The sequence below is a fragment of the Halomonas sp. genome, from assembly GCF_033549285.1.
GTDB lineage: Bacteria > Pseudomonadota > Gammaproteobacteria > Pseudomonadales > Halomonadaceae > Halomonas.
Genome location: NZ_JAWSUJ010000033.1, coordinates 5,219 through 28,568 on the forward strand (window position 1 = coordinate 5,219; position 23,350 = coordinate 28,568).

A 23,350-nucleotide genomic window follows, 5' to 3' on the forward strand; every position below is an offset into this window, starting at 1 on the left:
TCAGCTTTCAGCTTTCAGCTTTCAGCTTTCAGCTTTCAGCTTTCAGCTTTCAGCTTTCAGCTTTCAGCTTTCAGCTTTCAGCTTCAAGCTCCAAGCGAAGCTGGGTCTCTCCCAGCCTGACTCCTTCCGGCCCGAAGCGCCGCTCGCCAATCTCGACTCGCCCGTCGTCGTGCCAGGCCAGCCAGGTGGAGGCGCGGGTGCCGTAGTCTCGCCCGATGATGAAGGGGGGCGAGAGCCGGCGCTCCATCTCGAGCCCCACGCCGGTTTCCGGCAGCTGGTCGTCATCGGCGGGGTGGGGGTCGCCGAGCACGGCCAGGGCATCCTCGGGCCAGCGACCATGGCGCAGGCTGGCGGCCAGCCCCTGGCGGGCGGCGATCAGCTTGGGCCAGGGGGTGTCCAGGCTGGCGTTGGAAAGCCCGTGCAGGCCCGGCGGGACGCGCCTCAGCAGGATGCCGTCGAGGCCGCGGTGGAGGTGCCAGAGCGTCTCGCCGTCACCCACCAGCAGGTTGAAGCCCGCATAGTGGCGAGCGGCCCCGCCGGACAACCGGTCCAGCCAGGCCGGCAGGTCGTCGTGCTCCAGGGCCTCGCGCACCAGGGCGCCGCGGCTGGGGGCTCCCGGCGGTACCTTGAGGCGCGGGTCGCGCACATTGGTGACGGCGGCGAAGCGGCCGCGGCGGTGCACCGCCAGCCAGGTGCCGCCGGCCTCCAGGTCGCGACCGCCGAGGATCTCGGGGGCATCCTCCCAGGCGCCCAGCGGGGCGGCCGGGCGGGCATGGAACTCGTCACGGTTGGCCACCAGGCGCAGCGGGCAGGCGCTGCCGGGGCGATGGTCGAAGGCGATCAGGCACATGGCGCCAGCATATCCGGCCTGCCGACCGGGGGGAAGGCGCCGTCATGACAGTCTCGCCCCGGCCGCGTACACTCTTTCCACCATCGTGCTTGCACAGGGATGACAATGCAGGACGACATTCGCCTGGACCGCCTCTGGTCGCGCCTGGTATGGCCGATCCTCTGGCCGGTGCTGTTCGCCCAGGCCATTCTGGTGGTGCTCTGCCTGGTGGTCGGGGTCATGCTGTGGTCGATGATGCCCACCCACGCCTCCTGGGGCGCCACCTTCTGGTTGCTGCTGGCACTGCTGCTGGGCAGCAGCCTCAACGTGGCGGTCTTCCTGACGCTGCTGCGACAACGCCTGCGTGGCATCCAGCGCGAGGTCAACGACGCCCTGGCCGGCATCGAGGCCTGGCTGGCCCGCCACCAGCGCCCTATCTCCGCCGACGAGCTGCCACTCCCCAAACGCCTGGCGGCCCTCTCGGAGGCCTGCCAGGCGCTGGTCGAGGGGTGGCAGCGCGACCTCGAGGAGAGCCGGGCCGCCGAGCGGCGCCTGGCCGGTGATCTCCAGGCCCGCAGCGGCCAGCTCGAGCGGCTGGAGGCGGGCCGGGTGCGGGCCCGCGAGGAGTCGCGCCTCAAGTCCGGCTATCTCTCCCACCTGCAGCAGTCCTTGGCCCCGTTGATGGGCTCGCTGTCGGAGGTGCTCGAGAGCGACGCCCTGCGCCAGTGCGGCGGCGACCGTGACCATGCGGCCCTGCTGGCGCTGCGCGAGCGGCTGGCCGATGCCGTGGTGCTGCTGGAGAACCTCGGCGAGCCCGCCGGCACGCCGGCGGCGTCTTCCCAGGCGCCCCCCTGCGGCAAGGGGCGGGTGCTGATCGTCGATGATGGCCCGGTGAACCTGACCCTGGCACGTCAGGTGCTGGAGCGTCAGGGGCTCGACGTCGAGACGGCCACCAGCGGCGAGGAGGCCCTGTCCCGGCTGGAGGGGGGGGCCTTCGACCTGGTGCTGATGGACATCTTCATGCCCGGCATGGATGGCGTGGAGACCAGCCGGCACTGGCGCGATCGCGAGGCCGACGGGGCGGCCCGCCAGTGCAGCATCCTGGTGGCGCTGACCGCCAACGCCAGCGACGAGGATCGCCGCCGCTTTCGCCAGGCCGGCATGGACGACTTCCTGGCCAAGCCCTATCGCCCTCAGGCGCTGGTCGACCTGGTGCGTCGCTGGCTGCCCGACGCTCTGGCGCCAGGCCCGGCATGAGCCTGTTGGCAAGCCTGGCAGGCTACCTGGTCCTGGGCATGCTGGCCGGCACCATGGCCGGCCTCTATGGCGTGGGCGGTGGCCTGATCATCGTGCCGGCCCTGACGCTGGCCTTCGGGCTCCAGGGCGTGGCCCCGGAAGTGACCATGCACCTGGCGGTGGGCACCTCGCTCGCCACCATCGTGGTCACCGGGGCCTCCTCGGCCTGGGGACACTTCCGTCGCGGCAGCATCCGCCGCGACGCCTTCCTGGCCCTGCTGCCGGGGCTGATGCTCGGCGCGATCGCTGGGGTCTTCGTCGCCGGCAGCCTCTCCGGCGGGCGGCTGGGGACCCTGTTCGGCCTGTTCGTGATCCTGGTCGCCCTGAAGATGGCGCTGGGACGCGGCCCCCGGCCCGGTAGCGTGGCGCCCGGGCGGGCCGTGATGGGCGTGGCGGGTGCGGTGATCGGTGGCGTCTCGGCCCTCTTCGGCATCGGCGGCGGCACCCTCAGCGTGCCCTGGCTGACGCGCTGCGGGGCCACCATGACCCAGGCCGTGGGCACCTCCTCGGCCTGCGGGTTGCCCATCGCGCTGTTCGGCGCGGCCACCTTCGTGGTGGTGGGGTGGGGCAACCCGCAGCTGCCCGCCGGGGCCGCCGGCTTCGTGATGCTGCCCGCCTTCCTGGGCATCGTGCTGGCCAGCGTGCCCTTCGCACGTCTCGGCGTCCTGCTGGCCCATCGCCTTTCGGCCCGGACGCTGCGTCTTTCCTTCGCCGCCCTGTTGACGGCGGTGGGCCTCAAGTTCCTCCTATGATCCTCACGTTACGCAAGGGCCTTGCATGCTGAACTATCCCGATATCGACCCCGTGGCTATCTCCCTCGGTCCCTTCCAGGTCCACTGGTATGGCCTGATGTACGTCGTCGGCTTCGTCGCCGCCTGGTTCCTGGGGCGCCGGCGGGCCGCACGCATCGGCCTGACCCACGACGACGTGGGCGACCTGCTGTTCTATGCCGCCATCGGCGTGGTGGTCGGCGGCCGGCTGGGCTATGCGCTCTTCTATGGCCTCTCCCAGTGGCTCGCCGACCCGCTGTGGATCTTCCGCGTCTGGGACGGCGGCATGAGCTTCCACGGCGGCCTGGTCGGTGTGCTGCTTGCCGCCCTGTGGTTCGCCAGGAAGAAGCGGCTCGCCTTCTTCACCCTGACCGACTTCGTCGCCCCGCTGGTGCCCATCGGCCTGGGGGCGGGGCGCATCGGCAACTTCATCAACCACGAGTTGCCTGGCCGCGTCACCGGGCTGCCCTGGGGCATGCCCTTTCCCGGGATGGGGCCGGAACCGCGCCACCCCTCGTCCCTCTACGAGGCGCTGCTGGAGGGGGCCGTGCTCTTCGTGGTGCTGTGGTGGGTCTCGGCCCGGCCGCAGCGCCGCGGGCTGGTCTCCGGGCTCTTCCTCGTGCTCTACGGCGCCTTCCGCTTTCTGGTGGAGTTCGTGCGCCTGCCGGATGCCCATATCGGCTACCTGGCCTTCGGCTGGGTGACCATGGGCATGCTGCTGACCCTGCCGATGATCGCCGCTGGCGTCGCGCTGATTGCCTGGTCGCGCCGCCAGCCGGTGGATGTCAAAGGGTGAGGCAAAGTGGCAAGGAGCAAGGAGCAAGGAGCAGATGAGCCCCTGCGCACGTGTTCTACGGTTCGGTTGGCGTATGGGGGCATCTGATGTGTAGACTTTCCTGCCCCATTTATATCAGCCAGGCACCGCCGTGACCGACGATACCTTGCCCGCACTGGAACAACCCTATCTCGACCTGATGCGCCAGGTGCTCGACCGCGGCGTGGAGCGCGACGACCGCACCGGCGTCGGCACCCGCTCGCTGTTCGGCCACCAGATGCGCTTCGACCTCTCCCGCGGCTTCCCGCTGGTCACCACCAAGAAGCTGCACCTGCGCTCGATCATCCACGAGCTGCTGTGGTTCCTGGCCGGCGACACCAACATCGCCTACCTCAAGGCGAACGGGGTGCGCATCTGGGACGAGTGGGCCGACGAGAATGGCGACCTCGGCCCGGTCTACGGCTACCAGTGGCGCAGCTGGCCCGACCCCCGCGGCGGCCACGTCGACCAGATCGCCCGGCTCCTCGAGCAGATCCGCGAGAATCCGCGCTCGCGGCGGCTGATCGTCTCGGCCTGGAACCCGGCGCTGGTGGACGAGATGGCCCTGCCGCCGTGCCACTGCCTGTTCCAGTTCTACGTGGCCGAGGGGCGGCTCTCCTGCCAGCTCTACCAGCGCAGCGCCGACATCTTCCTGGGCGTGCCCTTCAATATCGCCAGCTACGCGCTGCTCACCCAGATGATCGCCCAAGTCTCGGGGCTTGCGCCCGGCGACTTCGTGCATACCCTGGGCGATGCCCACCTCTACCTGAACCACCTCGAGCAGGCCGAGGAGCAGCTCTCGCGCACGCCGCACGCGGCCCCGCGCCTGGTGCTCGACCCAGGCGTTACCGACCTCTTCGACTTCCGCTTCGAGCATATCGCCATCGAGGGCTACGACCCGCATCCCCATATCAAGGCCGAGGTGGCCGTATGAGCGAGACCCCTGGCATGATCGACGAGACCCTCGTCCCCGTGGCGATGATCGCCGCGTTGTCCCGCAACCGCGTGATCGGGGTGGACAACCAGCTGCCCTGGTACCTGCCGGAGGACCTCAGGTTCTTCAAGCGCATGACCCAGGCCAAGCCGCTGGTGATGGGCCGCAAGACGTATGAGTCCATCGGCCGGCCGCTGCCCGGGCGGCTCAATATCGTGGTGACCCGCGACCCCGACTTCCGGCCCGAGGGCGTGCGGGTCTGCCATGACCTCGCCTCTGCACTGCGGCTTGCCGACCAGCAGGCCACCATCGACGGCGTCGAGGAGATCATGGTGATGGGCGGCGCGCAGATCTATGCCCAGTCGCTGCCCTTCGCCAGCCGGCTCTATCTCACCGAGGTTGATATCGAGGTGGAAGGCGATGCCCGTTTCCCCGAGCTCGACATGGCCGAGTGGGAGGAAGTGCAGCGCGTGCCCGGCGAACCCGCCGAGGGCCAGCCGGGCTACCAGTTCGTGCAGTACCGTCGATGTTAGGGGCAGTGACGTTGAGCCCGTCGCCGGCCGGCGACATTTGTCACCGCGCCACGCCTGGCACAGACTGAGCAGCAGGTGCCGTGGCCGGCCGCTATCGGCCGCGGCCCGAGTCATTACCGGGAAGGCGCACTGGAGGACCAGGACTTGATCGAGGAACGCTCAACCCGCCTGCTGGAACAGCTGGAGAGCCGCGCCGCGGCCTTGATGGGCGTATTGCGGGAATCCCGCGTCCAGCAGGATGCCCTGCAGTCGCGGCTGGCCGAGCTGGAACGCCGTCGCGTCGAGCTGGAGGCGAGCAATGCCGAACTGGCCGCCGAGGTCCGCGAGGAGCGGGCCGGCCGGGAGGCCCTGGCGACACGCTGCGACGAGCTGGAGGCGCGTCTCGACGAGCTCGAGGCCACCCGCCTGGAGCTCGCCGAGGAGAACCGCGAGCTCGACGAGCAGAACCGCGAACTCGAGGCGCACAACCGCCGGCTGCTGGAACGCGAACCCGCCGAGGCCCCGGCGTCGCTCTTCCATCGCCAGGCCCGCCGCGCCCAGGGGCTCTCCGCGCTGATCGGCCATCGCCCCCGGCAACCTGACGCCGGCGAGGCGGCTGGCGAACCGCCCGCTCCCCCCGAGAAGAGCGTCCCGTCGGTGCCGGAACCGGCACCTGCCTCCACCGAGCCCGCGGCGGAACCGAATATTCCGAGTGATACGCCTTCCGAAGAGGCGCCTTCCCCCCAGGCGCTGCTCGACCAGTGGTACCAGCGCTACGCCTCGACCTTCTTCAAGGGCCACACCCGGCCGCTCAAGGTCGGCATCCACGAGGAGCTGACCGCGCGCGAGCCCTGGCCCGAGAAGCTGGTGCGCCGGGCCCTGGCCTGCTACGTCAACCTGCCGCGTTACCTCAAGTCCGTGCGCGAGGGCGCCGAACGCCTCGACCTGGCCGGCGAGCCGGCGGGGCGGGTGGATGCCGCGGCCGCCGAGCATGCCCACAAGAAGCTCGAGCGGCTGCAGGCCGACCGCCGGCAGAAGGGCCGCCCGGGCCTGCAGCGCGGCAGGAAGGGGGATGCCGCCAAGGGCGGCAAGCCCTCCACCGAGGCACCCTGGCCTGACGCTGCCAGTACCGCCGCTCCCTCCTCGAACCGGGCTCCCGCCGCGCCCGAGGGTGCCGGACATGGCACCGCGCCAGGCCAGGAGCCCGCCACCCTGGAAGAGAAGCTCTCCGCGCTGCTCGCCAAGCACAACCAGCGTTGATGCGCTGACTTGTCTTCGTCATATTCGCGGGGCATGATAAACCCGCTCATCGCGCCAGGTGCCTGATTCGCTTGCCGGATCGTCAGGGCCGGCGGAACGGGTACCGGGCTCGCCGGGATGGCGCCCGAATCGCAAGGGCAGGAGGACAGGTAGGAGAACGGTGTTCGCAGGGAAGGAAAACAGTGTTTTTTTCTTGTTGCGTTCCCGTATATCCCGGTATAGAGTTCCTCTTGCGAGCATTGGACTATAACAAGGCTTCGCCGAGGTCTGGCTCGCGACCTGCCACCTCCCGGGAGGGAGCCCGCAGGCACGAGAACCGGCACCAAGACCGGCCAAGCCGCTGACCCGCTCACCAAGATCGGGCAGCCACGATCGAAACAGCAAGCTAGTCAATAAGGAACTATCGCAATGAAAAAGACACTGTTAGCGACTGCTATCGCCGGTGCCCTGGCCGCTTCCGGCGCCCAGGCCGCCACCGTCTACAACCAGGACGGCACCAAGCTGGACCTCTACGGCAACCTGCAGTTTGCCTACGCGTCCGTCGAAACCGCCCAGTTTAATGATGATGATGAGTTCGTCGGTTCCGACACCGAGGACGAGTTCGCTGATAACGGCTCCACCCTGGGCGTGGCCGGTGAGCACATCATCTCCGAGGGCCTGGCCGGCTACTTCAAGTACGAGTTCGAGGGCGATGCCGACGAGATCAAGGGTCCCGGCGGCCTGGACACCGGTGACCAGGCCTACTTCGGCCTGAAGGGCAACTTCGGTGATGCCCGCCTGGGCTCCTGGGATCCGCTGATCGACGACTGGATCCAGGATCCGATCACCAACAACGAGTACTTCGACGTCTCCGATTCCAACCAGAACATTCTGGGTATCGAGAGCCGCGAAGGTAACAAGCTGCAGTACATGTCCCCGTCGCTGGGTGGCTTCCAGTTCGCCGTCGGTACCCAGTATGAAGGTGATGCCGAGGCCGAGAACTTCTCCGGTTCCAGCAACGCCTCCGCCTTCGGTGGCGTGAAGTACACTGCAGGCGCCTTCTCCATCGCCGCTGTCTACGACAACCTGGACAACAACGATGGTACTTTCGAATATGACGGTGAGGGTAGCCCCGCTGACCGTGCCGGTTTCACCGAGACCACTGACTACGAAGCTGGCGAGCAGTACGGTATCACCGCCCAGTACACCGTCGATACCCTGCGTGTCGCCCTGAAGCTCGAGCGCTTCCAGGATGACAACGACGAGATCGAGGACGTCAACTACTACGGCCTGGGTGCTCGCTACGGCTATGGCATGGGTGACATCTACGGCGCCTACCAGTATGTTGACGTCGGCGGTGACACCTTCCTGGGTACGGCCGATAGCGCCATCCAGGACGGCGACTTCCCGAACGACGGTGGCGAGAGCTTCAATGAGGTCGTCATCGGTGCGACCTATAACGTCTCCGATGCCATGTATACCTTTATCGAGGGTGCCTGGTACGATCGTGATGAAGACGTGGGCGATGGTGTTGCCGTCGGTGCCGTCTACCTCTTCTAAACCCCTTGGTCGCAGGGCCTGACCCTGCCCCCTGGGTTTCGATACCGAAAGCCGATCCTCCGGGGTCGGCTTTTTTCTTTCTGATGCGAGGTCTCATGAAACAGCCGATTATCACCGCCAGCTTTTTGATACTAGGCCTGGCGCTGTCGAGTACTGCGGCGCTGGCCAGCGAGCGGGAGGAGCGTTTCCGCGAGGAGGGCAAGCAGCTCGACCTGACGGGCTTCCTGCAGGCCGACAACGATGCCCGCAGCCGAAGCTTCCTCTACGGCAGCCCCCATGAGCATGACTTCACGGTGAAAGAGGCAGGCAACTACCTGTTCGAGAGTAACGTCCAGGGCGGCGAGTCACAGGACTACCGCGTGGCCGCCGTGCTGCTGGATGCCCAGGGGCAAGAGATCGCCCGTGGCGAGGCGCTGGGCCAGAACGGTGGGCTGGCCATGCGCCAGCGCCTGCAGCCCGGCGACTACACGCTACGCGTGGAGGGCCGCAAGTTCGGCACCCGCAGCAGGACGGGCAACAGCTTCTACGTCACCGTCTCGGGACTGGATAGCCAGGGCCGTCGACTGGAGGATGGCGTCAGCGAGGGCCAGGGGCTGGTCTTCACCGGCAACGGCCGTGAGGGCAGTCGCAGCGTCTTCGTGCGCAACCGGGATGACGTGGCGACCATTGCCGCGCCGGCAGCTACTGGCGCGGCGGCTGGGACAGCGGCCGCTATCGCTGATGCACCCGAGGACGCGGAAAGCGTTGCCCAGGCAGCGCAAGAGCCAACGAGGCAAGAAGCCGATGCGTCGCCCCGTAGCGCCGAGACTATCGTCGCCGACGTCAAGATCCGGGCGCGTGGCGAGGTGCTCACCTTCGAGGTGGCCGAGCGTGGCACTGTTGCCATTACCACCTCGACCTATCCTGGTGGCTACGAGGACACCTACCGCATCGAGCTCGAGGTGCTCGACGAGAACGGTCGCGTGGTGGCCGAGGGTGCCGGCGAGGGCTTCGATGGCGACGTCGACATGACCACCGAGCTGGCCCCCGGCCGCTATCGCATTCGCGTGCAGGGCCAGAAGTTCGGGTCAGCCATGACAGGTGTGAACAACTACGAGCTCAAGGTCCAGCAGTTGGATCGTCGGTAACCCTTTCCTGCACCATGAGGGGACAAGGCCCCCGACGCGTTCGCGCCGGGGGCCCTGCCGTCAGCTCTCAAGTATCTGGTGGAGGTCAGGCGTCCTGGTCATCGATGATCATCTGGATCATCTCCTCGAGCTCCTCGACCTTCTCCTCGAGTGCCTTGACCTTGCCCTCTTCCTCGACGGCCTTGGCGTAATTGTCGTTGATCTTGGCCATATGCTTCTCGATGGCTTCGGAATCCATGGCCAGGGCGGAACCGGCCATCATCAGGCTGGCGAGCAGGCCGGCAGTCAGCAGCTTCATCTTCATGGTGACACCTCATGGTCTTGTGGGACGGTAGAGACCTGCCGTCAGGTCCTGCTGCTTCGTGTCGCTAACCTGGCCAGGCTTACAGCTTGATGTTCTTTTTCGCTGAACTGCTGTCATGAAAAAACCCCGGCCATGTGGCCGGGGCGCAAGGATCGAATATGCAGTTGCTTGTGCCGTAAAGCGCTATCGCAATGATGGCGGGGTAGCCCCCGCCATCGGGTCGGCTTAGAAGCTGTACATCACCATGCCCTGGATGCGGACGGCGTCGCCGTCGTCGCCACCCTTGGTCTCACGGCTGGCCCAGCTGGTCTCGATACCGTAGGTGATACGGTCGGCCGGTGACCAGATGTAGTTCAGGTAGGCGGTTTCAAAGGTATCGTTGGCGCCATCAGTAAAGTTGCCAACAACCGTTTCTTCCCCATCATCTCCTACTACAACTGCAGTGTTGTTGGCGTCGTCGAGGTCGACGGTAGAAACGTTATAAGAAACGTTAATGGTGCCTGGGCCGGCCTTGAGGCTGGCGCCGAGGGTGCCGCCGGTGCTCTCGAGGGCTTCGAGGTCGCCGTTGGCATCCAGATAGGCTGGTGATTTCTGCGGGCTGACGTTCATGTAGCCGCCCAGGCCGTTGCCATGGGTCACGCCGGCACGCAGGGTCAGCGCCTCGGAGACGTCCATGGCCGCTTCCAGGGCGATACCCCAGCCAAAGGTGGAGTCGTCATCGATAGCAGCACCTTCAATACCTTCAGCATCGTATTCGAGCTGACGCAGCACGGTTGACGCGGAGTATTTGAAGGGACCGGAGGTGTTCGTATAGCGAGCAACTACGTCGGGCAGTTGGCTCTTCGCAACATCGTCATCTGATTGAATGTCGTCGATGGTGTCTTCGGAGCCGCCAAGGCTATCCGGGTCTTCAATAGATGCCGAGAAATTGCCGGCGGTATAGCGCAGCTGCGGCTGGCGGGCCTGGTTGCCCACCCCGGGAGGGCCCGTGAAGTCGATGGTCGGGGTGCCGGCCACGAAGCCGTAGAAATTGGTCCAGGTCTGGCCGGCCAGGATGTCGTTCCAGGAGCCATAGGCGTGGCGCAGGCGGAAGGAGCCGCCGCCGCTGCCATAGAAGTCACCCTCGATGCGTGTCACCAGATCGCTGCCCGAGACCGGGGTGCTGGTCTGGAAGCCGATGCGGCTCTGGTAGGCATGCATATTGAAGTGGCCATCCTGGCTCGCTTCGTTATCCAGGGCGATATTGCTGTGGCCAATGGAGTTACCCAGGTCGGCATCCACGTCGTAGATGATATCCAGCTTGGCATAGCCATAGACGCTGGCCTTGGTGTCGCCCACCTCGAAATCGACGGCATGGGAGGCGCTGGCCACGGCGAGGGCCAGGGCGCTGGCGGAGAAGATGGCAGTCTGCTTGACGCGTTTTTGAATTGTCACTTGCGGTTCCTTTCGATGCGTGGCTGCCCCTCAAGGAGGCAGATCGTTTATTTTATTGACCTTGACGTCAACGTAACTTGTGCGCATAGCGAAGATACGTTCGGCGTCAGAACTCAACATAACGACCTCCCATAGGGCTGACAATCGGACATGTCATTTTTACGACAAAAGGATGAGGAACCATTTTGTAAGGTCCGCTGTGGGCCATGTTTCCCGGCGCCCTTGCGACGCCCCTCCTGCCATCGCGCTCCTGAAGAGTGGCAGTCAAGGGACACTGTCATTTTGTATCGCCGCTTCCTGAACTACGCTTGGCGAGTATCAAGGCAACTTCGGCACCGCGGAGACCGCGCCGGGCCTTGAACGATCCGGACGTCAAGGAACAGGGAGTTCACCATGACCCAACTCTCCTCCGGCCAGGCGGCGATGCCGTCGGGCCAGGTGTCGCGCTGTCAGGGCTGTAGCCTCTGTGCATACTGCCTGCCGCTGGGGCTGGCCGCTGAGGACCTGGAGCAGTTCGATGCCATTATCCGGCGCCCCCGGCCGCTGAAGCGTGGGGCGCCGCTGGTGCGCCAGGGGGAACCTTTCACCAGCCTCTATGTGGTTCGGTCAGGCAGCTTCAAGCAGGTGGTAGCCGATGCGGGGCATCGCGAGTACGTGACGCACTTCCTGCTGCCCAGCGAGGTGGCGGGGCTCGACGCGGTCGGCGAGGCGATCCACCCGACCAGTGTGGTGGCGCTGGAGAGCAGCTTCGTCTGTGAGCTGCCGTTCGCCTCGCTGGAGACGCTGGGTGACCGGCTGCCAGCCCTGCGTGGGGCGCTCTACCGCTGCATGAGCCAGGAGCTCCATCGCGACCAGCGCCTGCACTGCCTGCTCTCCTTCGCCACCGCGGAGCGGCGCATGGCAAGCTTCCTGCTCGGCATGTCAGAGCGGCATGCCGCGCGGGGCTACTCCCCCTATGGCTTCCAGCTGGCCATGTCCCGGGCCGATATCGGCAGTTTCCTGGGGCTGGCACTGGAGACCGTCAGCCGCCTGATGAGCCGCTTCCAGCGGCATGGCCTGCTCGAGATAAGCGGGCGCGAGGTGACCCTGCTGGACCTGCCGGCCCTGGAAGCCCTGGGCGAGCAGGGCGAGACCCGCCGCTGAGCGAGGGGGAGTTCGCCTGTTGGTGGCCTTCATCGCTGCCGGTTGGGCCGGTTCTGCCCAGGCAGAGACAGAGGCCCTCGCCACCATGATCATCGAGGGGAGCGCCGGCGTGCCCGGTGAACTGTCGCTCAGCCTGCAGCAGTCGTCCGCGCCGGCGGCGGATGCCGGCGACTGGCTGCGCCGGATCAACGGCATCGAGGCGGTGCGCATGGGCGGGCACGGCCTCGAACTGGTGATCCGCGGTCAGCAGGGCAATGCGGTGAATATCCTGGTGAATGGGGGCTTTGTCTTCGGCGGCTGTCCCAACCGCATGGACACGCCCACCGCCTATGCGCCACTGCACAGCTTCGACCATGTGATGGACAACACCTCGCTGCGGGACGCGCCGATGATGAAGATGCGCTCGCCCACCGAGTCCGACACCCTCACCTGGAAGAGCATGGTCGTGCAGCAGCTGGCCGACAGCGACCTTCGCTTCGGGGTCAACGTGCTGCAGAACGAGCGCGACGCGCGGATCATCAACGACACCGCGGACAAGGTGGCCTTCCTCTCCTGGCCCGACGTGACCACCCGCCAGTTCGGCGTGTTCGCCGAACTTGACCACTACCTGGGCGAGCGCACCACCCTGAGCGGCGGCCTGCGCCTGGACTACTCGGAGGCCAGCGCCGATGCCGCCGACCAGGCCAGCGACACCGGCGTGGTGGCGGCCGATCTCTACCGCCGCGAGTATGGCGTGGCGGGCGAGCTGGACCATAAGGCCTGGCTGGCGGGCGGCTTCCTGCGTGGCGAGCAGCGCCTCAATGACACCGACACCCTCTACGCCAGCCTGAGCCGTGCCGAGCGCGACGCCGATGCCACCGAGCGCTACTTCGCCAAGGGCGACTGGGTGGGCAATCCCGGCCTCGACCCCGAGGTGCACCACCAGCTGGAGGTGGGCATCGAGCGGCGCCTGGCCAATGGCGGCGTCGAGGTGGTGGCCTTCGCCGACCGCGTCGACGACTATATCTTCCGCGACACCGTGGATGGCGTCAGCGTCTGCCGCAATATCGACGCCACCCTCAACGGCGTGGAGCTCTCCGGCGACCTGCGCTGGGCCCACCATCGGGAGACCCGCGGCCAGCTGAGCTGGGTGCGCGGCGACAACCTGGATGATGGCGGGGCCCTGGCGGATATCGCCCCGCTGCGCGGCCAGCTCTCGCAGTTCCATGTTCGCGAGGTCTGGGAAGCCGGCCTCACGGCCCGTTTCTCCGACGCCCAGGACCGCCTGGGGCCGGACGAGGTGGCCCTCGGGCTATGTGGTGCTGGATGCTGAGGCGGCCTGGCGCTGGAAGGCGTTCTTCAGGGTATAGCGGTCTGGCAGGAGATTGCCGTCTCCCAGCTCGTCCGCGCGGATCGGCATCGCGACCGGGGCGCCTGCCCTGGCGCGCACCGAATAGGGCAGGACCGCCGTCTGCCCGTAGTCGTTGTGCAGCACGTCGATGTAGACCTTGTCGCCACGCTTGTCCTTGCGCTGCTCCAGCGTGGTTTCCTCCGGCATCTCGTCGTGCAGCTTGCGGGCGAGCGCCTTCGCCCAGCCCTTGACCGTGCTGAAGTCCCGTTCGGGGCGAATCGGAATATGGGCGTGAAACCCCCTCGAGCCCGTCGTCTTCCAGAAGGCGTTGAGTGCCAAGGAATCAAGCAACTCGCAGAACCCCAGGGCCACCCTCCGCACCTTGTCGAAATCGTCGTCGGAGGGGTCGAAGTCGACAATTCGTGAGAGACGTCGTGCGATGTGCCAAAGGGGCAAGGCGGCGTGTGAGGTCTACTGATCGGGAATCTTGTGGGGGCGGGGCAGGGGGCGGAGGCGAATTCGAGCCTTTTGTCGAGGCGGTGCCTCGGTACAAGCCATTGATATCACTGGCGCCCCCATCAGGATTCGAACCTGAGACCTTCCCCTTAGGAGGGGGACGCGACATGCATAATGAGCAACATCTAGAAGCATTGGAGATGAAGAATATTGCATAAAATCAATGATATAAGAAAATTATGTGATTCTGGTTGTTGATCATTGCGACCCGAAATAGACTGCTCTAGGAACCCAGCAGGAACCTCGAATTTCGGGGGTTGCTGCTTCAGGGCCTTCGTAGCAAGCCTAGGCTCTTATCTAAATTAGCTCTTTAACAAGTTGCTCTTGCCTAGCAGGGCTAGGACCGGTAGTGACACCGGCGCAGTCATCAGGCTATTCGGCTTGATCTATCCACTGCAACTAGAAACAGCGTTCCGGCGCCGGGTGACTACAGGAGACCCCTGGGCTATCGCCTCAAGTTGTGACCGTGGACGGCAATTCGATCCGACGCTCCGTCATGGCCGGTAAGCACCTCTTAACTTGTTAGCGCCTTGCAGCTGATCCCGACGTTATCCTCGGGCAAACATGCCTCCGCATCCTGGACGAATAAGAAGAGCGCCATCCCCAAGTCAATGGCAACGTTGGCGTCGGAGGACTTTGTCGTGGCCCTCCATTGCACAAGGCTCTGGCTGACGTTGGTCGGATTTGAACCAATGCCATCTTGCTGAAGGAATCAGTGGAAGATTTTTATTTCGAGGCCCGTCCGGAAACACTTCTCGCCAAGTCAGTAAAGCGGTCACTAAGACCATAGCTGCCTAGGCACCGGTCGATACTATACCTCGATACACTAGGGATCCTGAATACTCTCAGGCGCCGTCGCTCGTGCTGGCTGGATACTAAGTGAATGGCGAAGACATTTTACTGGTTATGGGGTTTGAAAAACCACGGGCATTGGATTCCGGATATGATTCACGCTGATCAAGTGCAGAGCCATGCAGCCAACATGGTCAATAAGCCAATCATTAGCTAAAGAGCTATTCGCTCAGGAAGTTTTTAAACTTGGAGAGTCTATGGACAAGCAAAAGAAAAAAGAGATAAAAAAGTCAGAAAAAGGAAAAGGAAAAAAACAAAGTTCGATGATAGCAGAAATTACAAACGGCATGGTAAACAAAAACTTAAAGAGTAAAGAGTATGAAGTTATTTGGGATAGCAAGATTAGTGGTTTTCATATAAGATTCAACGTGAGATCAGCGACTTACAGGTTTGTTAAATCAGTGCCTGGAACATCAGGGAAAAAGAAGTTTTTTCGTGACATAGGTAGGCATGGAGCCTATACAACTGAAGAGGCACGAGTTATTGCAAAAGAATTTGATGCTAATTTGGCAAAGCATGGAGTCCCAGATAAAAGGAGAGATGGCAGTATTTCATTCAGAAAATATATTGAGGAGTGCTATGAGCCGTATCAATTGAGAAAAGCAACTGGGAAGCAGACTTTGCAAATGCTTTACAATGGCTTCCCTGACTTGATGGATAAATCCATATGCAAAATTGGCCCAGAAGATTTATGGATGTGGTTTGATAAGCAGCAAAGCATGTCTCAGTTACCGAGAAGCAAAAATCAGAAAAATAAGACAACTGAACCAAGATCGTTTGCAACGATACTTCGCTATTTCGGTGCTGCGAAGGGATTGCTTTCTCATGCTGCTAAAAATGGAGTGTTAGAAAAGAATCCGTGGACAGGCCTGAAGCTTGACAAGCCAGCTATAAAAGATAATGGAGAGAAAGATACGCTTTTGCGAGCGCAAAGAAGAGCATTAAATGAAGAAGAAATCAGAGGTTTTTTTGAGGGCCTAAAAAGGTATCAGGAATTTAGGAGAGTTCAAAGGGATAATAGTATAGAGCATGGGAAAAAGGATTTATTGGACCTGAGGTTATTGCCTTTTGTGGATTATGTCTGCCCTTGGCTTTTGACCGCTTATTACATGGGGTTTAGGCCTGGAGATATATACTCTTTAAGATGGGAGCAAGTTGATTTTAAAAAAGGGTTTGTCACTAAAGTGATAGAAAAAACTAGGCATGTATATCCGCTAGCGCAAAGCTTCTATATGAAGAAGGCTTATTCTTGTGAATTGTTGAAGTGGCATAAACAGAATGGTTCTCCTGAAGGCGGTTGGGTGTTTCCTTCGAAAGTCACAGGAAACGTTATGTCTAGCAATGCAATAGATGCCCAATGGGCTAAAGTTAAAGAATTTGGAGGGTTGGACCCATCATTGCACATTTATGCTTTTAGACACAATTTTGCAACTCAACAAATATTGGCAGGTGTGAATTTATTCTCTGTCAGTAAATCATTAGGCCACCTAAGCATACAGACCACGGTTGAGCACTATGGGCATGTTGACCCATATGTTCAAAAAGATGCGCTTGACTCAATTAAGGCATTTGAAATTACCTAGGAATTTATTGTTCAGGGTGAAGATTTTCAATCAGCAAGGCAGCTAAGTTTTATGTGTGGAGCCCCGTCGGTAGTGATGAGAGGTTTATAGCTTGGGCTGTGGGCGGCGAATTTCTACAGCCTCATTGTAGCAAGTTTATTCTTGCCAAATACTGCGCACAAATTAGAAACTTTGGTATTGTTCAATCTAGGAGGTGATCTGTTCGAGGTGGTGGTCTTGCCTGCTGTGAAAGTTATGGTTACTTAAAAAAATAGCCACACTCTGAATCGGTTGTCTCCCAACGATTCATGTCGAGAGGTCTAGTATGAGACCCATTACAACGTGTGCAACGTCATGCCGTGCGGTACCCTGAAGAAGGAACTCATCACCTGCCTATGGCAGGGGAAAACGGCGAGCCTGGACCTGGCATCGTGGCAAGGATGCAAGTCAGCAGGTTCCTGAGCTGGTCAGTGTCCTTTTACCTATCAGGTGATCGAATATCGCCTGTTGCCTGGCACATGATGATGGATCTCATTAGTGGCGGCAACAACCACTCTACCGTCGCTACGCAGGCGGAGCACACCACGCGGATTCTGATCCCACAGCCACGGTGGCGGCCGTCGACTTCAGCGACAAGCTCAATCAAGTGCCGCGTACCCTCTGCCTGTCGATGATTTACAATCATAGCAATGTGAGGCTGAAGCAGGCCGAGATCACTTAGAAAACCGCTACCGTGATTCTGACCTTCTTCCCAGAAACCGGTCCGCTGTCAATGTGAGATTTCCGCTACGTTTACCTTGATAGCCGGAGATCTCGCAATGAAGCGTAATCGACACACCGAAGAGCAGGTCATCACCATCCTCAAGGCCCATGGCCGAGTTGGCTCAGAAGAATGGCGTCACCGAGCAGACCATCTATCGCTGGAAGGCCAAGTAAGGCGGTATGGAGGTATCAGCGGTCAACGTCTGCGGGAGTTTGAGGCAGAGAATGCCCGCCTGAAGAAGCTCCTGACGGAAAGTGCTCTCGACAATGCCGCTCTCAAGGAGATCGTCTCGGGAAAGTGGTGACGCCCGAAGCGAAGCGGCGGGCGGTAACGCATCCGGTGACAGGCGGCTGGGTCAGCCAGCGATATGCCCGTCGATTGCTGAGCCTGCCACGATCGGTGGCCCGCTACCAAGCGATGCCGAGTGACGATGAACCACTTTGGGCGCGACTGAACGCCTTGGCGATATGCTACCCCCGCTACGGCTACCTGTTGCTGCACGCTCTTTTGCGGCAGGAGGGCCTGGTGGTGAATCGCAAGCGAACTTACCGGCTGGACCGTGAGGCTGGGCTTCAGGTTCGCACCCGGCGGCGCAAGCGACTGGTGCGGCCAAGAGCGCCGATGCCGTGTCCAGACAGGCCCAACCAGCGCTGGTCGATGGACTTCGTCTCGAATCAGCTCGCCTCGGGGCGCCGATTCCGCGTGCTGAACATCGTGGACGACTTCAGCAGAGAGTGTGTTGGTCAGCTGGTGGACACGTCCATTTCCGGGCGTCGCTTGGCCAGGTTCCTGGACGAGGTCGCGCAACAGCTCTCGCTGCCTGCCTCGATTGTCTGCGATAACGGCCCTGAGCTGACCAGCAAGGCGATGTTCTTTGGGGCGCGTGAGCGGAAGGTCACGCTGGCCTTCATCCAACCGGGCAAGCCGACACAGAATGCCTTCATCGAGAGTTTCAACGGCAAGTTCCGGGATGGTTGTCTCAATCAGCACTGGTTTCTGAGCCTGACCGCTGCCCGACATGAAATCGACCAATGGAGAGCCCGCTACAACCATGTCAGACCGCACAGCTCGCTGGGCTATATGCCGCCCGTCGCCTATGCGCAGCGGTGTGCATGAAGGGGAAGCTAGATCAGGGGGAAGGCCAATTCGCTTCGCAGGCTCGCATAGCCGATGGCAGCGAGGCTCCAACCAGACGACCCTCGGGCTGTAGTGGCAGTACCTGCTGAGGGGTACCGACCTATCAGTCTACAACCAGGAAAAATCAACGAGATCGCCGACTCACCAATTTCTCTCATTGGGGAATCGAAAAATATGTGTGACTGACGTTGACAGGGGGGCGATGGCTATGTAATTATTTTGGCACAAACGTAGTATCCAAATGACCCAACTTGAAAATCTTCAATATTTACAATCGTCAATTACTGAATTCGGTTCATTAAGTCCAGATGTGCTTTTGCAGATTGAATCTGGAAAACCTCTTCACACGATTTACCTGAAGGAAAAGCAGGTCTTTCTTCATATAATTCCTGCGCAACCAGCGACCGGCAGAAAAAGCCGTTCAACTGGCATTCTATTCGGGAGAGCGTCTCCAGAATATGTTAAAATGAATCATAGCGTATTCTATCGGCTGTCTGATGTATTGAATTGGCTGAGTGAAGTAAATGTTTACAGAAACACAGCTCATCATGCGGCTAGCAACATATAATAGTTGTTAAAAATGACGCCAGGTTACAGCCTGGCGTTTTGGGTTCTAAAATATTGTTAATTTGTAAGCTAGATACCCAGAGCTAGTTTTGTACCTTTTTTTATGAATTCCCTATTGCGAATAGCAGAGCCAATGTCGAAGTTTTGGCCTTCGTTGCCAAATCTCTCGCCTACATTATCCCTTACCTGCTTAATAGTCGCATCATCTACTTGTGGGATTTCAGCACCCACTGAGCCCGATCGGTAGTGACCATAGCTTGAGATGGAAGTGGTGTTCTTATGTCCCATGATAGCTGCTGTGATGACCCTTCCACCTTCATCCTTATAGAGCTGACGCTTAAGATTCGAGCCGAATGTGTATCTAAGACTGTATAAACAGAAGTGTTTATCCGTTTTCTGATATAGCTTACGAGAAGCTCTATGTATTCGCATCTGAGCCGACTTGATACGTAGCTCATCAAGATTCTTAGATCGCAGTAGAGCTTGGTGTAGTGACTCATTGTATGACACAGTAAGAATCCTGTCTAACCCCCTGGCCTTCGCTTTCTGCTTCACACCAAGCAGGGTTTTTTTGCTCCCCATGATTTTTACAGTTATCCCATTGTCTTCGTCAGCACTAATAATTTCTAGGTGTTCAGCTTCACTCGGCCGAATGCCCAAGAGCTGACCGAGAACAATTAAATATAAAGAGATTTGATCTCCATTATCTTCTCGATCCTTTACGATGGTCCTAAGCACCTCGTCAGTGACCTTGACCAAGCGCCGGCTTTTCTTGGTGTTGTGAGAGCGCTCCGAAACCGGGGCAGGGTTACTTATCGCACGGATCTCATCACCGTATGCACTCATTCCCGCAGCTTTGTACATTATCGTCAGAGCCCGGCGAAGCTTTCTCCAAGAGTCGCTGGTCTTGCTGTATGCTGTGGACCTTAGTGACAACATGACAAGTTTGTGATTCTCGTCAAGCATTATCTTGAGTTCTTTTTTGGTCTTGATGCTTGCCATGTTTGTGACGATAACTTTGTTTAAAAAAGCTGACGCGTCACCTAAGTATGAGTGATAGGTGGTCTCTTTAAGAATATCTTTTTTGTGATCCTTGCTGAATTTGTTATATGTTTTGAAGAGCTTGTCATTGAATCTGGTGTGAGTCATGGAGGGGTTGTTTTTGTATATTTATTATAACACATAAATATTTTCAAGATAACATATCGTCTTTAGATGAATAACTCAGTGGCCGGTTGCGTTAAACACAAACCTCAAAGTAAGTGGTCAAGATACGGCCCTGGGTGGTCCAGACCTGACCCAGCGTGGGCCAAATATGACCCGGCAAATTCAGTTCTTGGTATATACCTTCTCAACCCCGCATGAGCACTGGTTTTTTCGCTCTCAGGTAGTGCGCTATCTACCTATGTCCGCTCTCGGTGGGTGCGAATCCTGAGACATGTCGCAGTCCCATAATGCGACTCCCTGCTACCTTCGCTCTCGTGGTCTGCGGTGTCCTTGGCAGAGCGCTCGCGGCGGGGCGACCTCTCGGCACCTTCGCTTCCTTATGTAGCGCAAAACCCCGCGCTACAAGCGGTTCTCAGGTCCCTCCAGGTCGCGGGTCGGGGCTGCGATTAGTTAGACTCGCTTCGGCTCGCTAACGAATCTTGCGGCTTGTCGACTCTTTTGTGTGACACGATCTCGACTCGCTGCGCTCGCTCAATCTTTGTCAACAAAAGACTCTAAAGCCAGTACCCCTCCCCATACTCCCACGTTATTCTTTCATTTTGGCCGCTCCGCGCCCGACATTCAGAATATCGTGGGGAGTATGGTGCCCGCCAACCTCGGCGCCTCTCGTCACCCTCTCGGACTCGCTGTGGCTCGCCGAGGGGTTCCTCATTGCGCGGCTTGCGCTCTACTCTCGCTCACGCTCGGTAGATCTTTCAGCCAGCCCCTGTTTGTTTTTTATTATGATGATGCCAGGTGACATGTCTATGCATGTATGAAATAATAAATAAAAGAATTATTTAAATGGATGAGAAGAACTTTAATTTCACTGATGAGTTTATCATCGCAACTATGAAGCTTCGCAACTTACATGATGCACTTCTTAAGCTTGAAGAGGTGCGTATAAAGTGTGAGTGCAATATTAAGGTGTGCTATGAGTTAATGCATCAGGCAGCGACTGGTGATCCTGTGCACGTGCGTGTATTCGAGTATGAAATAGCATTGGTTGCGAGACAGGCTCGTTTAAGTATTTCAACAAGACCTAGATGGAATAAGATCATGGATGATATCAAGTACGAGACCCATCGGGTAAAAAATATGAAGGTGAAAACCTATCAGGCGCTGCGACCTTTTGCCATGAGAGAGTTTGAGTGAATTAAATAGTGTTGATCATTTACCATGGGCCAATTTCAATGGCCCATGGTTTGGTCTGCGCCGGGAAGCGATATTTATTACGAACTTTGGTTAGTTGCTGAACACTGATTGTAGACCGCCTCTACTTGTTGGCTCAGTGCCTGCCTGGCGAGCATTGATACTGTTTGAGCTGCTGCTTCTTTTGCATCTCGGAAGGCGATTTGATCTGCTCGACCGAGAGTCAGAGTATGGCGCTTGTGAGTAATTGGATGACGGTAGGATAAACGATACGAAGCAGATTTTGACGTTTTCCGCACATGAAATCCTGACACCTCCGTATCCCATACCTCCGACCATCCTTCAGTGTCTATCAACCTTCTTACGTTAAATTGGTTAAGGGGGCGGCGTTCGTTGTTTGCTGACATGTGGGCTCCTATTGTTGTCTAGCTGCGTACTAATATATGGAATCTATCCAGTTGTAGTCAAGCACTTCATACATTTTTCATTTGATCTTATTGACGCTCTTACTTTATTGATTAGGTTCATGGTTTCCTCAATCAACCATCCTTGTCCCGGCTTAAAATCACTTTCCCAGGGCATGGTAGAGCACCACCACCAGTAGGGTGGTTCCCAGAATCTTATTCATTACCGATTAGGCCAAGCCTCTCAGATGACAAGCAGGAAGCTTGTGTCTCAAAAAGTGATTTTGATCAGATATGATCAACGCTCCTGGCGTGGGATAGTGTGGTGGGTAGCACCGATAATTGTGCTATCGTCACTCGTTCTTCTCGACACAGCTTTCTCCTGATGCAGACCATGATGAAAATCACTTTTCGGGCGTGGGAAAGCCAAGCGACGCTTGGCCTTCATCAATTCCTGCAAGAGCATTATTAATTAATACTCGTTGGGTGGGGCATCCATGCCTCTGGCGCTTCATCCTTGCCTTCAAGGTTAGCTCGCTGCGTAGGTGAGCTTCAGGGCTTCCTTGATCGTTTCATCGGCCGTGAGCCTGATCATATTGGCAGCATAGTCAGAATTGGCTATCAGACCAGCCATCACCAGAAACTCAATGGACTCTCTGAGCTGTACATCATCGAGAAGATAAGCAGGTATCCGATCTTCCATAATCGCAGATTGGATACCGAACCGACTGCAATAGCCCGTTGGATGCTGCACTTCTATGTCAATGTAGGTTTTCAGAGAAGGGTGCTGTCTTGTTCCTCCGTCATTCTTGACCCCCACGACTATGACAACATGCTCACTTAGCCGAATGGACTGATAAACTACACCAGGATCGAGGAACCGCCTTTTGATATGGGTGTTCATAGTTGAGTCTCCAGTTGGGTTGTGGAGTTACTATAGTGTGATTCAAGAGGTCGGCAAGTTTGATTTGAAAAAAATTCTGGACCGAGATTTTGTGATCTCCTTGAGGTGTCCGAAACCTCTTTAGCCTGGACACTCCTTGCCCCCTCTTGAATGATCAGGCAGCTACTATCACACATTACCCACTCGGCTATACCAGCACTGGAGGTGCGTCGATAGATACCCCTGATCTAGTAAGCTACACCAAGGGCTCAATGCTATGTACGCAATGACGGACTAGGCTTCGGAGCATTTTCCAGGAAAGGGAATAATCACCGATCGAGGACTTGGCTCAAAACCAGGATTCGACATGAGGTCTAGATACTTTGAGAATACCTGTATGGCAGGATGGGTTGCTTCCAGGAAAGCTTTGATAGCCGAGGGATCGACATCAAATATTTTAGCTGCCTCTGCCACCGATGGTATTGAACAAGAATTGGTTGGATCTTCCGATGGAAGGGTTAAAGCAGTCTCCGCACTCATCTCGAGCAGGTTTTGGATTGGCTCTCCACGACGAAGGGCCTCCTCGACACTCTGCATCGCAACAAGATCTCGTTCTTGTACGATCCAACATCCGGCAATGCGAACGCGCTGCGCTTCGGAAAGCTTATGCGGCAGCATGATCCGGTCCCTTCCCACGGCATATTTAAATGCAGCGGGTGTCAGATGAGGCCAGTTTGCTGCTCGAATTCTTTCAAATGCCGCATTAAACTGTTTCTCAGTATAGGGGGACAACCCAGAGTGGTCATCATGCCGCATAAGCTCATACAAAACTTCAGCGCCTTGAGATAGGACCATGCGGATATCAATTTGTGCGCCATTGAGGTCGTCATCTTTGGTGATGTACGAGATAATCCGCAGGTCGAGCAGTGAGATGAGCTGTGCCATGATGTCGCTCCTGAGCGTGAGGATATGGGCTGCCCGAAGAGGGCAGCCTGGCCGATGTCGTTGGAGTGGCG

Annotated in this window: 20 protein-coding genes and 1 pseudogene; 13 read left to right on the forward strand and 8 right to left on the reverse strand. The window is 59.0% G+C overall.

Annotated elements, in window-relative coordinates; all coding sequences use genetic code 11:
• Positions 1-70: 70 nt before the first annotated feature.
• Positions 71-850 carry an NRDE family protein gene (locus SCI24_RS09355; RefSeq protein WP_318725138.1) on the reverse strand — a complete coding sequence of 260 codons (780 nt, stop codon included), beginning with the start codon at positions 848-850 and terminating at the stop codon, positions 71-73.
• Between the two features lie 105 nt (positions 851-955).
• On the opposite strand from SCI24_RS09355, the gene SCI24_RS09360 reads away from it, so the two are divergent.
• The 8 genes from SCI24_RS09360 to SCI24_RS09395 all read left to right on the forward strand — a co-directional run bounded on the left by SCI24_RS09360 (position 956) and on the right by SCI24_RS09395 (position 9,081).
• Positions 956-2,086, forward strand: coding sequence for a response regulator (locus SCI24_RS09360; protein WP_318725139.1), 1,131 nt, complete (start codon positions 956-958; stop codon positions 2,084-2,086).
• Entirely contained in the window at positions 2,083-2,877 is a 795-nt protein-coding gene (locus SCI24_RS09365) for a sulfite exporter TauE/SafE family protein (protein ID WP_318725140.1), read from the forward strand. Before SCI24_RS09360 ends, SCI24_RS09365 begins: the two co-directional genes overlap by 4 nt.
• A 25-nt stretch (positions 2,878-2,902) precedes the next feature.
• Positions 2,903-3,691, forward strand: a complete 789-nt coding sequence (gene lgt / locus SCI24_RS09370) for a prolipoprotein diacylglyceryl transferase (RefSeq protein ID WP_318725141.1) — start codon at positions 2,903-2,905, stop codon at positions 3,689-3,691.
• Between the two features lie 178 nt (positions 3,692-3,869).
• Entirely contained in the window at positions 3,870-4,643 is a 774-nt protein-coding gene (locus SCI24_RS09375; protein WP_318725164.1) for a thymidylate synthase, read from the forward strand.
• Between the two features lie 14 nt (positions 4,644-4,657).
• Positions 4,658-5,176 (forward strand): dihydrofolate reductase, encoded by a 519-nt coding sequence (locus SCI24_RS09380; protein ID WP_318725165.1) that lies wholly within the window; start codon positions 4,658-4,660, stop codon positions 5,174-5,176.
• Positions 5,177-5,320: 144 nt separating this feature from the next.
• Complete coding sequence (locus SCI24_RS09385; RefSeq protein WP_318725142.1) at positions 5,321-6,415, forward strand: ProQ/FINO family protein; 1,095 nt, start codon at positions 5,321-5,323, stop codon at positions 6,413-6,415.
• 408 nt (positions 6,416-6,823) lie between these two features.
• Positions 6,824-7,954, forward strand: coding sequence for a porin (locus SCI24_RS09390; RefSeq protein WP_318725143.1), 1,131 nt, complete (start codon positions 6,824-6,826; stop codon positions 7,952-7,954).
• A gap of 95 nt (positions 7,955-8,049) precedes the next feature.
• Positions 8,050-9,081 (forward strand): hypothetical protein, encoded by a 1,032-nt coding sequence (locus SCI24_RS09395; protein WP_318725144.1) that lies wholly within the window; start codon positions 8,050-8,052, stop codon positions 9,079-9,081.
• An 85-nt stretch (positions 9,082-9,166) separates the two neighbouring features.
• Here SCI24_RS09395 and SCI24_RS09400 read toward each other — a convergent pair whose 3' ends face one another.
• A complete protein-coding gene (locus SCI24_RS09400; RefSeq protein ID WP_318725145.1) occupies positions 9,167-9,385 on the reverse strand; it encodes a hypothetical protein in 219 nt (72 codons plus the stop codon).
• Between the two features lie 225 nt (positions 9,386-9,610).
• Positions 9,611-10,756 carry a DcaP family trimeric outer membrane transporter gene (locus tag SCI24_RS09405; RefSeq protein WP_318725146.1) on the reverse strand — a complete coding sequence of 382 codons (1,146 nt, stop codon included), beginning with the start codon at positions 10,754-10,756 and terminating at the stop codon, positions 9,611-9,613.
• Positions 10,757-11,212: 456 nt separating this feature from the next.
• Here SCI24_RS09405 and SCI24_RS09410 point away from each other — a divergent pair, with 456 nt between their 5' ends.
• Both SCI24_RS09410 and SCI24_RS09415 read left to right on the forward strand, forming a co-directional pair.
• The gene (locus SCI24_RS09410) at positions 11,213-11,962 is read left to right on the forward strand and encodes a helix-turn-helix domain-containing protein (RefSeq protein WP_318725147.1); all 750 of its coding nucleotides are present in this window, start codon (positions 11,213-11,215) and stop codon (positions 11,960-11,962) included.
• 22 nt (positions 11,963-11,984) lie between these two features.
• On the forward strand, positions 11,985-13,274 hold the full coding sequence (locus SCI24_RS09415) for a TonB-dependent receptor domain-containing protein (protein WP_318725166.1): 1,290 nt from the start codon (positions 11,985-11,987) through the stop codon (positions 13,272-13,274).
• Here SCI24_RS09415 and SCI24_RS09420 read toward each other — a convergent pair.
• Positions 13,254-13,748 carry a hypothetical protein gene (locus SCI24_RS09420; RefSeq protein WP_412929444.1) on the reverse strand — a complete coding sequence of 165 codons (495 nt, stop codon included), beginning with the start codon at positions 13,746-13,748 and terminating at the stop codon, positions 13,254-13,256. The two genes, SCI24_RS09415 and SCI24_RS09420, sit on opposite strands and share 21 nt — an antisense overlap.
• Before the next feature lie 1,031 nt (positions 13,749-14,779).
• Between SCI24_RS09420 and SCI24_RS09425 the strand changes: the two genes are divergently transcribed.
• Positions 14,780-16,243 (forward strand): integrase, encoded by a 1,464-nt coding sequence (locus SCI24_RS09425; RefSeq protein WP_318725149.1) that lies wholly within the window; start codon positions 14,780-14,782, stop codon positions 16,241-16,243.
• Between the two features lie 797 nt (positions 16,244-17,040).
• Positions 17,041-18,101: pseudogene (locus SCI24_RS09430) on the forward strand (IS3 family transposase).
• A 657-nt stretch (positions 18,102-18,758) separates the two neighbouring features.
• Here SCI24_RS09430 and SCI24_RS09435 read toward each other — a convergent pair.
• Entirely contained in the window at positions 18,759-19,838 is a 1,080-nt protein-coding gene (locus SCI24_RS09435) for a hypothetical protein (protein ID WP_318725150.1), read from the reverse strand.
• An 861-nt stretch (positions 19,839-20,699) separates the two neighbouring features.
• Between SCI24_RS09435 and SCI24_RS09440 the strand changes: the two genes are divergently transcribed.
• Positions 20,700-21,050 carry a hypothetical protein gene (locus SCI24_RS09440; protein WP_318725151.1) on the forward strand — a complete coding sequence of 117 codons (351 nt, stop codon included), beginning with the start codon at positions 20,700-20,702 and terminating at the stop codon, positions 21,048-21,050.
• Positions 21,051-21,127: 77 nt separating this feature from the next.
• Here SCI24_RS09440 and SCI24_RS09445 read toward each other — a convergent pair whose 3' ends face one another.
• The 3 genes from SCI24_RS09445 to SCI24_RS09455 form a co-directional block, all read right to left on the reverse strand.
• The gene (locus SCI24_RS09445) at positions 21,128-21,454 is read right to left on the reverse strand and encodes an integrase arm-type DNA-binding domain-containing protein (RefSeq protein ID WP_318725152.1); all 327 of its coding nucleotides are present in this window, start codon (positions 21,452-21,454) and stop codon (positions 21,128-21,130) included.
• A 526-nt stretch (positions 21,455-21,980) separates the two neighbouring features.
• Positions 21,981-22,355: a hypothetical protein gene (locus tag SCI24_RS09450; RefSeq protein ID WP_318725153.1), complete on the reverse strand. Its 375-nt coding sequence runs from the start codon at positions 22,353-22,355 to the stop codon at positions 21,981-21,983.
• 273 nt (positions 22,356-22,628) lie between these two features.
• Positions 22,629-23,279: a hypothetical protein gene (locus tag SCI24_RS09455; protein WP_318725154.1), complete on the reverse strand. Its 651-nt coding sequence runs from the start codon at positions 23,277-23,279 to the stop codon at positions 22,629-22,631.
• Between the last annotated feature and the right edge of the window lie 71 nt (positions 23,280-23,350).